Origin of the sequence: Micromonospora sp. NPDC048830 (assembly GCF_043198215.1) — a bacterium.
Taxonomy (GTDB): domain Bacteria; phylum Actinomycetota; class Actinomycetes; order Mycobacteriales; family Micromonosporaceae; genus Micromonospora.
This window is the reverse complement of sequence record NZ_JBICUP010000004.1, coordinates 1-11,818: the sequence shown is the minus strand read 5'-3', so window position 1 is coordinate 11,818 and position 11,818 is coordinate 1. Positions and strand designations below refer to the sequence as shown.

General features: G+C 73.5%; 9 protein-coding genes and 4 pseudogenes. 6 read left to right on the top strand and 7 right to left on the bottom strand.

Features of this window, described 5'->3' with window-relative positions:
• Nucleotides 1–47 precede the first annotated feature (47 nt).
• Both ACGFIZ_RS05380 and ACGFIZ_RS05375 read right to left on the bottom strand, forming a co-directional pair.
• Entirely contained in the window at nucleotides 48–215 is a 168-nt protein-coding gene (locus tag ACGFIZ_RS05380) for a hypothetical protein (protein WP_344751198.1), read from the bottom strand.
• A 138-nt stretch (nucleotides 216–353) separates the two neighbouring features.
• Nucleotides 354–701, bottom strand: coding sequence for a GroES family chaperonin (locus ACGFIZ_RS05375; protein ID WP_393416085.1), 348 nt, complete (start codon nucleotides 699–701; stop codon nucleotides 354–356).
• Nucleotides 702–845: 144 nt separating this feature from the next.
• On the opposite strand from ACGFIZ_RS05375, the gene ACGFIZ_RS05370 reads away from it, so the two are divergent.
• Nucleotides 846–2,165 (top strand): AI-2E family transporter, encoded by a 1,320-nt coding sequence (locus ACGFIZ_RS05370; RefSeq protein WP_393416083.1) that lies wholly within the window; start codon nucleotides 846–848, stop codon nucleotides 2,163–2,165.
• Nucleotides 2,166–2,213: 48 nt separating this feature from the next.
• Here the strand turns inward: ACGFIZ_RS05370 and ACGFIZ_RS05365 are convergent.
• Nucleotides 2,214–2,906: pseudogene (locus ACGFIZ_RS05365) on the bottom strand (ATP-dependent DNA helicase); the annotation flags it as partial.
• Nucleotides 2,907–3,032: 126 nt separating this feature from the next.
• Nucleotides 3,033–4,376: pseudogene (locus ACGFIZ_RS05360) on the bottom strand (ATP-dependent DNA helicase); the annotation flags it as partial.
• A gap of 127 nt (nucleotides 4,377–4,503) precedes the next feature.
• On the opposite strand from ACGFIZ_RS05360, the gene ACGFIZ_RS05355 reads away from it, so the two are divergent.
• Entirely contained in the window at nucleotides 4,504–5,010 is a 507-nt protein-coding gene (locus ACGFIZ_RS05355; protein WP_393416081.1) for a DUF402 domain-containing protein, read from the top strand.
• Nucleotides 5,011–5,056: 46 nt separating this feature from the next.
• Here ACGFIZ_RS05355 and sigJ read toward each other — a convergent pair whose 3' ends face one another.
• Nucleotides 5,057–6,016, bottom strand: a complete 960-nt coding sequence (sigJ, locus tag ACGFIZ_RS05350) for an RNA polymerase sigma factor SigJ (protein WP_393416079.1) — start codon at nucleotides 6,014–6,016, stop codon at nucleotides 5,057–5,059.
• A 17-nt stretch (nucleotides 6,017–6,033) separates the two neighbouring features.
• Nucleotides 6,034–6,714: an RNA-guided endonuclease TnpB family protein gene (locus ACGFIZ_RS05345; RefSeq protein ID WP_393416077.1), complete on the bottom strand. Its 681-nt coding sequence runs from the start codon at nucleotides 6,712–6,714 to the stop codon at nucleotides 6,034–6,036.
• 581 nt (nucleotides 6,715–7,295) lie between these two features.
• Between ACGFIZ_RS05345 and ACGFIZ_RS05340 the strand changes: the two are divergent.
• From ACGFIZ_RS05340 to ACGFIZ_RS05330, 3 genes and pseudogenes are all read left to right on the top strand, one after another.
• Nucleotides 7,296–7,627, top strand: a pseudogene (locus ACGFIZ_RS05340) (hypothetical protein).
• A 140-nt stretch (nucleotides 7,628–7,767) separates the two neighbouring features.
• Entirely contained in the window at nucleotides 7,768–8,394 is a 627-nt protein-coding gene (locus tag ACGFIZ_RS05335; protein ID WP_347670841.1) for a DUF47 family protein, read from the top strand.
• A 10-nt stretch (nucleotides 8,395–8,404) separates the two neighbouring features.
• Complete coding sequence (locus ACGFIZ_RS05330) at nucleotides 8,405–9,412, top strand: anion permease (RefSeq protein WP_393416444.1); 1,008 nt, start codon at nucleotides 8,405–8,407, stop codon at nucleotides 9,410–9,412.
• Between the two features lie 561 nt (nucleotides 9,413–9,973).
• Here ACGFIZ_RS05330 and ACGFIZ_RS05325 read toward each other — a convergent pair.
• Nucleotides 9,974–10,452: pseudogene (locus ACGFIZ_RS05325) on the bottom strand (Gfo/Idh/MocA family oxidoreductase); the annotation flags it as partial.
• A 66-nt stretch (nucleotides 10,453–10,518) separates the two neighbouring features.
• Between ACGFIZ_RS05325 and ACGFIZ_RS05320 the strand changes: the two are divergent.
• Nucleotides 10,519–11,352 carry an NUDIX hydrolase gene (locus tag ACGFIZ_RS05320; RefSeq protein WP_393416075.1) on the top strand — a complete coding sequence of 278 codons (834 nt, stop codon included), beginning with the start codon at nucleotides 10,519–10,521 and terminating at the stop codon, nucleotides 11,350–11,352.
• The last annotated feature ends 466 nt before the right edge of the window (nucleotides 11,353–11,818 follow it).

Below are 11,818 nucleotides of genomic sequence, written 5' to 3'. Positions count from 1 at the left end.
CCCCGCTGTCGGGGCTCAGGCCGCCCCGGGCCCTCGGGCCGGGTCCGTCAGGTCATCAGGCTGGTGAGGAAGTCGCCGAGGCCCTGCGCCATCGCCATCAGGCCCGCCCCGATCGCCTTGACCATCTGCGCCGCGCCCTCGGGCCGGAACGCCATGAAGTAGATCAAGAACGCGACGCTTCCCCAGGCGAGCAGCTTCTTGACGAATACCGGCATGGTCCCTCCCCAGGGCGCTGACGTGCCTGGCTTCCCGCCGCCGGCAGACGCAAACGACGGCGGGAGCCGGGACGACCCGGGGGAGCGGGGTCGAAAGGGAGCCCCTGCTGTCCCGAAGGCGTCAACAGGGGCCCTTCCTCACAGGTACAGGCCGGTGGAGCCGGACGCCTCCGACTCGACCCGTTCGGCGGCGACGGCGTGCACGTCCCGCTCCCGTAGCAGGACGTACCCCCGGCCGTGCAGCTCGACCTCCGACCGGTCGTCGGGGTCGAAGAGCACCCGGTCGCCGGAGACGATGGAGCGGACGTGGGGGCCCACGCCCACCGCGGTCGCCCAGGCCAGCCGCTTGCCCACGGCGGCGGTCGCGGGGATCACGATGCCGGCGGTGGAGCGACGCTCACCCTCGCTGCCCTCCATGCGCACCAGCAGCCGATCGTGCAGCAGGCGGATCGGCAGGCCGGAGTCGAGATTCGTGTCGGCGGTCACGACGGAACGGTACCCCGTCGGCCCGGACGGGCTCGCCGGTGGTTGCGCGGTGCCGACCAGGGGGCGGGTGTGGCGGAATCCGCCTATGGTGGTGCCCGGGAACGTATCCTGGCCCCCCTGTCGTCCTGGGTGGGCGGATACCTGATGCGGGAGGTGCGCTTGAGCCGCTTCGAGCGGGTGCGTGGACGGCTCCGCCGCGCGTTCGAGTCGGGACGGGAGTCGGCGCGGCGCGATCGCCCGGACACCGCCGACGCAGGCGCACCGGAGGAGGGCGGGGTCGCCTCGCCGGCCTCGCCGGGTCCGGCCGCCCCGCCGTCGGCCGCGGTGGTCGGCGCCGAACCCCCCGCCGCCGTGCACGCCTCCACCTCCAGCCGCGACGACGCGGACGTGCCGCACGCCCTGCGGATCGCCGCCGCGTGGTCGTGGCGGCTCATCGTCATCGGGGCCGTGGCATGGGCGCTGCTGAGGATCGTCGGCACCATCCGGGTCGTGATCATCCCGCTGGCGATCGCGCTGCTGCTCTCCGCGCTGCTGGCGCCGGCCGTCGGCTGGCTGCTCCGGGCGCGCCTGCCCCGGTCGCTGGCGACCGGGGTCGTGTTGGTGGGCGGCCTGGCCGCGGTCGTCGGCACGCTGACCCTGGTGGTCAACGAGTTCATCAAGGGCGTGCCGGAGCTGAGCAAGAACGCGTCCCAGGGTGTGCGGCAGATCCAGGACTGGCTCAAGACCGGCCCGCTGCACCTCTCCGACAGCCAGCTCAACCGGTACATCGACGAGGCCCAGAACTGGATCAACGAGAACACCGAGCGGTTCACCAGCGGGGCGATCTCCACCGCCGCCACCCTCGCCGAGGTGCTGACCGGCATGGTGCTGGTGCTGTTCGCCACGTTCTTCTTCCTGCGCGACGGCAACAGCATCTGGCGCTTCCTGGTCCGGCTGCTGCCCGTGGCCGCCCGGTGGAAGGTCGACGACGCCGGCCGGGCGTCCTGGGAGACCCTCGTCGCCTACGTGCGGGCCACCGTGCTGGTCGCCTTCATCGACGCCGTCGGCATCGGCATCTTCCTGGTGATCTTCGACATCCCGTTCGCGTTCCCCCTGGCGGCGCTGGTCTTTCTCGGGGCGTTCATCCCGATCGTCGGTGCGGCGCTCTCCGGCGGCGTGGCGGTGCTCGTCGCGCTGGTCGACAGCGGCCCGGTCACGGCGCTGATCATCCTGGGCGTGGTGATCGGCGTGCAGCAGGTCGAGGGGCACGTGCTCCAGCCGTTGATCATGGGCCGGGCGGTGGCCATCCACCCGCTCGCCGTGATCATCGGCATCGCCGGCGGCGTCGTGCTCGCCGGCATCACCGGGGCGCTGGTCTCGGTGCCGCTGATCGCGGTGCTCAACACCGCCGTCCGCCGGCTCGCCGCGCGCACCGTGCCGGACACCCCGCCGGACGCCGTGGTGGTCGCCGCCAAGGCCCCCTGACCGGCCGCCGGCGCGGGAAGCCCCGGGCCCCCGGACCGGGCGGCTCGGTCACGACTTGGCGAGCCGCTCCAGGGCGCCCCGGGCGACCTCCGGCCGGGTCGTGTACCAGAACGGGGGCAGCGAGCGGCGCAGGAACGGCCCGTAGCCGCGGGCGGTCTCCAGCCGGGAGTCGAGCACCGCCACCACGCCCCGGTCCCCGGTGGCCCGGATCAGCCGGCCCACCCCCTGCGCCAGCCGCACGGCGGCGATCGGCACACTGACCGAGGCGAAGCCGGAGCCGCCGCTCGCGTCCACGGCGGCGGCCCGGGCCGCGGCGAGCGGCTCGTCCGGGCGGGGGAACGGCAGCCGGTCGATCACCACGAGCTGGCAGGAGTCGCCCGGCACGTCGACCCCCTGCCAGAGCGACATCACCCCGAACAGGCAGCTCGACCGCTCCTCGCGGAACCTGCGGACCAGGATCGGCAGCGACTCCTCGCCCTGGAGCAGCACCGGCAGTTCCGTCCGCGCCCGCAGCAGCTCCGCCGCCTGCTGCGCGGCCCGGCGCGAGGAGAAGAGCCCGAGGGTACGCCCACCGAGCGCGCCGACCAGCGCGAGCAGTTCCTCACCGGCCGCCTCGGGCAGGCCGGAGACGCTGGGACGGGGCAGGTGCGCGGCGACGTACAGGATGCCCTGCCGGGCGTAGTCGAACGGCGACCCGACGTCGAGGGACCGCCAGCCCGGACCCTCGGTGGCCGGGGCGGCGTCGGCCGCGGCCCGGTCGCCGGCCCCACCGCCCGACGCGGCGGCCCGGCCGGCCTGCGAACCGGTCGACCCGCCGGACGCGGTGGCGGCGGCCAACGCGGCGGCGGCCGGGGACGGCGGGGTGGCCGGCGGCGCCTCCAGCCCCAGCGCGCGGGCCACCGTGTCGAACCGGCCGCCGAGCGTCAGCGTCGCCGAGGTGGCGACGACGGTGCGCTCGTCGTACAGGTGGGCGGAGAGGGTCCCGGCGACCGAGAGCGGGGCGACCACGAGCGCCCGCCGGCTGCCGTTGTCCGGCTTCTCCACCCAGGCCACGTCGTGGTCGGCCTCCTCCAGCAGCCGCTGGGCGGTCGTCGACAGCTCGTCCAGCACCGCCTTGGCCTGCTGCTTGCGGACCGGGTCAGGGTCGTCGGCCTTCACCTCGCCGATGGCGTCCAGGGCGGCCCGGGTGGCCCCGTCGAGCAGCGTGCACGCCTCGCGCAGCGGCCCGGGCAGCCCGGCGGTGAGCCGGCCGGCGGGCGCCTCGGCCAGCCCGACGGCGAGGGCGTCGCCGGCCTCGGTGAGCCGTTCGGCGACCTCCGGGCGCAGCAGCGGGCGGGCCCGGCGGGCGGACCGGTCGATCAGCTCCGGCACCAGCTCGGCCTGGGCGGCGGAGGAGACCCGGTCGGCCAGCTCGTGCGCCTCGTCCACGATCAGCAGCTTGTGCGGCGGCACGATGTGCCGGCCGGCGAGCATGTCGACGGCGAGCAGGCTGTGGTTGGTGACCACGATGTCCGCCTCCCGCGCCCGGGCCCGGGACGCCTCGGCGAAGCACTCCGCGCCGAACGGGCAGCGGGCCGCCCCGACGCACTCCCGGGCCGGCATGGACACGGCGCGCCACACCTGGTCGTCGACGCCCGGGTCCAGCTCGTCGCGGTCGCCCGTCTCGGTCTCCATCGCCCAGTCGCGCAGCCGCTGGACCTGCTTGCCGAGCCGGCCCGCCTCGCCGAGCCACTTCCCGCCGCCGGAGCCCGGCGCGTCGAAGAGGCTGTCCTGCGGCTCGTCCTCCGTGGAGCCGTCCAGCCGGGCCAGGCAGAGGTAGTGGTGCCGGCCCTTGAGCACCGCGAACGTGGGCCGGCGGTTGAGCAGCGGCTGCACCGCGTCGGCGAGCCGGGGCAGGTCGTGCTCGACGAGCTGGGACTGCAACGCCAGGGTCGCGGTGGAGACCACCACCGGCCCGTCGACGGTCAGCGCCGGGGCCAGGTACGCCAGCGACTTGCCCGTGCCCGTGCCCGCCTGCACCAGCAGGTGCTCGCCCGAGGCGACGCACTCCTCGATGGCGGCGGTCATCTGCTGCTGGCCGGGGCGGGCCGCCCCGCCGGGGACCGCGCCGACCGCGGCGGCGAGCAGCTCCGCGCCGCCGGGCCGGCTGCCGCGCCGCCGGGTGGAGCTGCGGGAGACGGCGGAACCGGTGGCGGTGCGCGGCGGAGTCACCGTGCGACGGTACCCGCCGCCGCCGACACCGGGGGAGCCGCGCCCGGCGTGGCGGTGTCACCGTACGGCCGCGCCGCGTAATTTCCCCCGCGCGACGAGTGGGCGGTATCGACTAGGGTGGGGACTCATGCCGAGCGACGTGGTCCGTGTGATCTACCGCAAGTACGACGGCAGCGCCCACCGCGACTACCGGGCCCGTCGCCTGGCCGAGGACGACCTCGGCGTCTGGCTCGGCGTGCCGGCCGGCACCGAGTCGGTCTACCACGGCCGGCCCTCGGTGGAGCAGATCCCGTTCGTGCTGCTGGTCCCGCGCCACGCCTGGTGGACCGGGATGTTCAACCCGCCGCCGCGCACCAGCGAGGTCTACTGCGACATCACCACCCCGGCCCGCTGGGAGGGCGACGACACGGTCCACCTGATCGACCTCGACCTGGACGTGGTGCGCCGCCGGGCGACCGGCAACGTCGAGCTGCGCGACGAGGACGAGTTCGCCGAGCACCGGCAGCGGTTCGGCTACCCCGACGACCTGGTGGCCGAGGCGGAGGCCGCGGCCCGGGTGCTGCTCGTCGCGCTGGGCGACGGCAGCGAGCCGTTCGCCACGTCGTACCGGAAGTGGCTGGCCCTGGTGGTCTGAGCCCGCCCGCCGGGGCGCCGACGCCCGGTCCCGGCCGGCGCGGGGGTCACCAGCGCGGCGGCCAGGTGTCGTCCTCGCCCAGGACCGGTACGCGGGCCATCTTGTCCGGGTTGAGCTGGTTGAAGATGCCGGTGATCCGCCCCTCGTGAACGGTGAACGCGACGACCTGGCGCAGCGGCCGGCCGTTGGTGTAGACGGCCTCCAGCAGCAACCCGAGCGACCCGTCCACCAGCACCGGCCGGGCGCGCAACTGGCCGTAGCGGCCCGCCTGGGCGAACAGGCCGAGGAGGAGCTTGCCGACCCTCTCGGCGCCGGTGACCGGGCGTCGGGCGGCCGGGAAGTGCCCGCCGCTGTCGCCGATCAGCACCACGTCCGGGGCCAGCACCCGGACCAGCTCGGCCAGCTCCCCGGAGCGGGTCGCCGAGACGAAGGCGTCCACCACCCGCCGCTGCTCGGCCAGGTCGGCGGTGTGCCGGGGCGCGTCGGAGGCGTCGACCGCCCGGCGGGCCCGGGAGGCGAGCTGCCGGGCAGCCACCGTCGTCGTGCCCAGCACCTCGGCGATCTCGCCGAACGGCACCGCGAAGACGTCGTGCAGCACCAGCGCGACCCGCTGCTCGGGGCTGAGCCGCTCCAGCACCACCAGCAGGGCGGTGCCGACCTGCTCGGCGCGTACCGCCCGCTCGGCCGGGTCGGGGGCGAACCCCTCGTCGACCGGCCCGGACGCGTACGGGCCGACCACCGGCTCGGGCAGCCACTGACCCGGGTACGTCTCCCGGCGCACCCGGGCCGAGCGGAGCACGTCCAGGCAGATCCGGCCGCACGTCGTGGCCAGCCAGGCGCCGAGGTTGTCGACCCTGGCCCGGGCCGCCGGGTCGGCGAGCGCGCCCGCGTACCGCAGCCAGGTCTCCTGCACCGCGTCCTCGGCCTCGCTCCGGCTGCCCAGCATCCGGTATGCCAGGGCGGTCAGCCGCCCCCGATCCGCCTCGAACTCCGCCACCAGATCCACGGCACACCCGTTACCTATCAGTGCGCTCTGGTGAGCATGTGATTGGTAGTCCTGCCTTGCGGTGGGACGGTCCCGGTCTGACCCGTTGTGGCGGTGCCGGGTTGACGTTTCACGGCCACCTGCCCCGCGAGCGGGGTCTTACGGTCGGCTCCACGTCCGTTTGGCGACTCCCGGCCACTCCGGGCGTCGACAGCCTCACCCGCGAGCGCGGCGAGGTTGCGTGCGGCGTTCAGATCCCGGTCCAGGACCAGGCCGCAGGTGGCGCAGGTGTAGGTACGCTCGGCCAGGGCCAGCTTCGTTCTCACCGTGCCACAGCCCGAGCAGGTCTTCGAGGACGGAAACCAGCGGTCGGCCACGATCAGCCGACCCCCGTTCCATCCGGCCTTGTAGGCGAGTTGTCGGCGCAGTTCGGCGAACCCGGCGTCGGCGATGTGCCGGGCCAGACGCCGGTTGGTCAGCATCCCGGACACATTCAGGTCCTCGACCGCGATCGTGCCGTGCTCACGGGCCAGCCGGGTGGTGAGCTTGTGCAGCCCGTCGCGGCGCAGGTTCGCCACCCGGGCGTGCGCGCGAGCGAGTCGGGCCCGCGCTCGTTGCCACCGCTTCGACGGCCGTGCTCCGGCGCGCCGCGCGAGAACCATCCGCTCCTGCCCGGCAGTAAGATCCAACGCGAACCGGTACGCCTGAACCGTCCTCACGACACGTCACCCGCAGCGGCGGCCTCGACCGCCCGGCGGACACCAGCAGATCCTGCCCCGTCACCCACCCAATGACGCAGACGACCCGACGGCGCAGATCGGCGCGCTGACCCCCCACCAGACACCGACACAGACGACAAACTACCCAACCCTGACGGCCGAAGCCAGCGACTCACCGACCATGTTGGACCACCCGACCCGACAAGCCGGCCGCATACCGACGCCGAACGGCGACACACGAAACGCCCTCCGACGCCGCCCATTCCCTCACGCCAACGGACAACCACAGCATGCCCAAGGCAGCTAAAGCTGCCTCGCTTGCCACCTGGTGGCATCCCTCCCCGTCCCCCAGGGGACGCGCGTCGTCCCCCAAACGTGACACGGATCTTGAGATCCGCTCAAGAGGCGGGCGCGGGCCGGCCGGGTGAAGATCGGGGAATGGGGCGCAGTCGAGGAGACGGAGATCGTGCCGCCGGTGGGCGGGACGATGCGGGACCTGTTGCGGATGTCCCCGGCGGGTACGCCGGTCGACCTGGGGGCGGTCGGAGCTGGCCGGCGCGGGGGTGACCCTGGTGAAGGTGATGCTGCACATCTCGTACGCCGAGCAGGGGCAGCGGCTGCTGGAGCGGCTGACCGACCCGCGCAAGCACTGGAAGTACAACCCGAGCGACCTGGACTCCCGGGCCGGTGGGACGACTACCAGGCCGCGTACGCCGAGGCCCTGGCGCGGTGCGGCACGGACGTCGCGCCCTGGTACGTGGTCCCGGCGGACCGGAAGTGGTACCGGGACTGGGCGGTCGCCCACCTGCTGCGGGAGACGTTCGACGACCTGGATCTGGGGTATCCGCCCGCCGACTTCGACGTGGCGGCGGAACGCAGGCGGTTGCGGGGCGATCGACCGGGATCAAGGTGAACGGCAGATGAACAGCCAGTAAACGGCGCTTGACCAGGGGTGGGCCGGCGATTGAGCTTTTCTGCCGCCTCCTAGCATTCCCACTGCACGTGCCTCCGGGGCGTCCGCCACCCTTCCACCGACACGACGAGGTCCAGGCTGTGAAGTTTTCCTTCCGCCCCACCGAGGGCGCCTTCTACGAGCTCTTCACCAGGGCGGCGCAGAACCTGGTGAAGGGCACCGAGCTGCTGAACGAGCTGGCCCTGCCGGGCGTCGACGTGCAGTCGGTGAGCGAGCGGCTCACCGAGGTCGAGCACGACAGCGACCAGATCACCCACGAGCTGTACAAGAAGATCAACTCCACCTTCATCACCCCGTTCGACCGGGAGGACATCTACCGTCTGGGCTCGCTGCTCGACGACGTGATGGACCACCTGGAGGCCGTGGGCAACCTGCTCTACCTGTACGGCCTGACCAAGCTGCCGGCGCTCCCGCGCGAGCTGCACGAGCTGGTCAACGTGCTGGACCAGCAGGCCAAGCTGACCGCCGAGGCGATGCCGCGCCTGAAGTCGATGAAGGACCTCGAGGACTACTGGATCGAGTGCAACCGGCTGGAGAACGACGGCGACCAGGCGTACCGGATGCTGCTGGTCCGCCTCTTCTCCGGCGAGTACGACGCCCTGACCGTGCTCAAGATGAAGGAGGTCGCCGACGAGTTGGAGGCGGCCTGCGACGCCTTCGAGCACGTGGCCAACACCGTCGAGACGATCGCGGTCAAGGAGTCCTGATCCAGTGACCCTGACACCCGAACTCATCGCCGTGCTGGCGGTGATCGTGGTGGCCCTGGCGTTCGACTACACCAACGGCTTCCACGACGCCGCCAACGCCATCGCCACCAGCGTCTCGACACGCGCCCTGACACCCCGGGTCGCCCTCGCCCTGGCGGCGGTCGGCAACTTCGTCGGCGCGCACTTCGGCGCCGGTGTCGCCAAGACCGTCGGCGACGGCCTGGTCACCCTGCCGACTGGGGTGGCAAGCCTGGGAGTCGTCTTCGCCGGGGTGCTGGGAGCGATCGCCTGGAACCTGATCACCTGGTACTTCGGCCTGCCCTCGTCCTCCTCGCACGCCCTCTTCGGCGGCCTGGTCGGGGCGACCCTGCTGGCCGCCGGCGGCGTGGTGCAGTGGGCCAACATCGGCGAGAAGGTCCTCATCCCGATGGTGCTCTCGCCGCTCGTCGGCCTGCTCCTGGGCTACCTGGTGATGCTGGCGATCCTGTGGCTGTTCCGGAAGGGGCAGCCGGGCAGGCTCAACCGGGGCTTCCGCTGGGCGCAGACCGCGTCGGCGGCGGCCATGTCCGTCGGCCACGGCATGCAGGACGCCGCGAAGACGATGGGCATCGTGGTCCTCGCCCTCTACACCGGCGGCTTCCAGAGCGACAAGACGCACATCCCCGGCTGGGTGTTCTGGACCTCGGCCGCCATGCTCGCGGCGGGCACGTACGCCGGCGGCTGGCGGATCATCCGCACCCTGGGCCGCAAGATCATCGACCTCGGCCCGCCGGAGGGCTTCGCCGCCGAGACGGTCGCCAGCGCGGTGCTCTACTTCAACGCCCTGGTGCTCAAGGCGCCGATCTCCACCACCCACACGATCACCTCGGCGATCATGGGTGTGGGCGCGACCAAGCGGCTCTCCGCGGTCCGCTGGAACGTCGCCGGCAACATCGTGGTCGCCTGGATCATCACGTTCCCGGCGTCGGCGCTGATCGCCTGCCTCACGTACCTGGTGGTCCGGCCGCTCTTCGGCTGACACCCGCCGAGGGGCCCCCGGCACGCCGTGCCGGCCGGGGGCCCCTCGCCACGCGGCGGCCGCGCTGCGGGCCGGGTCCGGGCTGGTCCGGGTCTTCGGGCCGCTCCGGGCCTTCGGGCTGGTCCGGGCCTTCGGGCCGCTCCGGGCCTTCGGGCCGCTCCGGGCCTTCGGGCCGCTCCGGGCCTTCGGGTCGGGGAGGGGCCACGACCGATCGGCGCCGCTGTGGAGCTGCCCCGCCCGTGCGCCCACGTGATCCGCCACCCCGCCCGCGGTCGCGTGATCTTCCGCGCCCGGCCGCGTCATCTTCCGTGCCCCGCATGGGCGATCCTCAGTGCCCCGCCGCGTGATCTTGCGTGCCCCGCCGCGTGATCTTGCGTGCCCCGCCGCGTGATCTTGCGTGCCCCGCCTGCGCGGGCAGCTCCACAGGCGGCAGATCAGGCTCTGCCGCCTCGTCCGCCCAGCACCACCCATCCGCCGCCTCGTCCGCCCAGCACCACCCGTCCGCTCACGGGTAGTGCACGCCGATCTGGTCGCGGACGGTGTCGAGCAGGGCCATCACCTCGAGGGCGGCCGGAAGAACGGCGCCGGAATCTCGATCCGACCGGCTGTGCCGGTGATCGCGGCGACCAGCGGGGTCGCCCCGACCATGCCGCAGCTCAGCGTGGCTACCGCACCCGAGTCGTACCCGAGGACGACGCCGGTGTTCTCGTCCACTCCCTCCGGGCCGAGCCGCGCCCACGAGCGGACGTGCCGGGGCACGCCGAGCAACAGGTGGGCCAGGCTGACGGGGTAGACGCCCAGGTCGAGCAGGGCGCCGCCGCCGAGGGCCCGGGCCCGCATCCGCAGGACGAGCGGGTTGGTCCGCATCCACATCGCCTCCATGAGGAAGACGTCGCGGGCGCGGGCCGCTCGGCGAACCGCCGCGCGCTCTCCGGCGTCCGCGAGCCGACCGCCACCAGCTCCGCCCCCGGCACCAGCCGGAGGTCCTCGGCGAAGCGGCCGGCGATCTGGCCGGTGGCCAGGATGCCCCAACGTGTCATGCGCTCACGTTAGGGCGGTCGCTCGCCGGGCGGGGTGATCCACCCCTCGGGAACTAGGCTCGGCGCATGACGATCGACAGCCAGGGCTTCGCGGCCCCGCCCGCCATTGTCGAGCACGCCCGGCGGTTCCTGGCCGGGGGCGGCACGCCGGCGCCGCCGCGGGTCGCGGCGACGGTGCTGCTGCTGCGCCCGGCCGGCGCCGACTTCGAGGTGTACGTCATCCGCCGCGTCGCCGCGATGGCATTCGGCGGCGTGTACGCGTTCCCCGGCGGCGGGGTGGACGCCTCGGACTCCCAGGCCCACGTCGACTGGGCCGGCCCCGGGCCGGCATCCTGGGGTGAGCGCCTCGGCGTGGCTTCGGACGCCGCCCAGGCGGTCGTCTGCGCCGCCGCCCGGGAGGTCTTCGAGGAGGCTGGGGTGCTGCTGGCCGGCCCGGACGCGCAGACGGTGGTGGGCGACGTCAGCGGCGACGACTGGGAGGCCGCCCGGCAGGACCTGGAGGCGCGCCGGCGGGGCTTCGCCGACCTGCTCGCCGAGCGGGGTCTCACCGTCCGGTCGGACCTGCTGCTCCCGTGGAGCCGGTGGATCACCCCGGAGTTCGAGCCGCGCCGCTTCGACACGTACTTCTTCGTGGCCCTGCTGCCGGAGGGGCAGCGGACCCGGGACGTCTCCGGCGAGGCCGACCACACGGTGTGGATCCGCCCGGCGGACGCCCTGGCCCGGGCGGCGGCCGGCGAGCTGACCATGCTGCCGCCGACCCTGGTCACGCTGGCGCAGGTGGCCGCCGCCGGCGACCTGGACGGCGTGGCCCGGGCGGCAGCGGTGCGCGACGCCGCCACGCCCATCACCCCCCGGCTCGACCTGCCCGAGGACGGCGAAGCCCGCTTCGTGCTGGACTGACGTTGGGTCCGGTGATCGCTCCGTCCGCAGAAGACCTTCTGCCGGGCATCCCGCCCCGATGCCCCATGTGGTCGTGAGGCATCACGGTCTTCACGGCGGATACCGGTAGGGACAGACGCGCCGGATCTGCCGCACTGCCTGCGGCAGATCCGGACTCTCGATCGACCGTCGGACGTTACGGGATACTGCCTCAATGATCAGGTTCCGGTTCGAGCTGTACCCGCTGGACGAGGTGTCGGGTCAAGCCGCCACGCTGCCCGCGACACCCGCCGCCGCGCCCGCCGCTAAGCAGCCATCCGCTCCACGATCTTCACGGGTCGCCACCCCTGCCCGCTCGATGCGTGTTCAGCAAACTGAACACGCCGGCGTTGCTCATGGAGCGGTTCTTACCAACGCCCCGGACCGGACGAATGCGTCTTCGGCCCGATGCTGGCCTGGTTCCGGTCGGCTCATCGGCCATGATGGA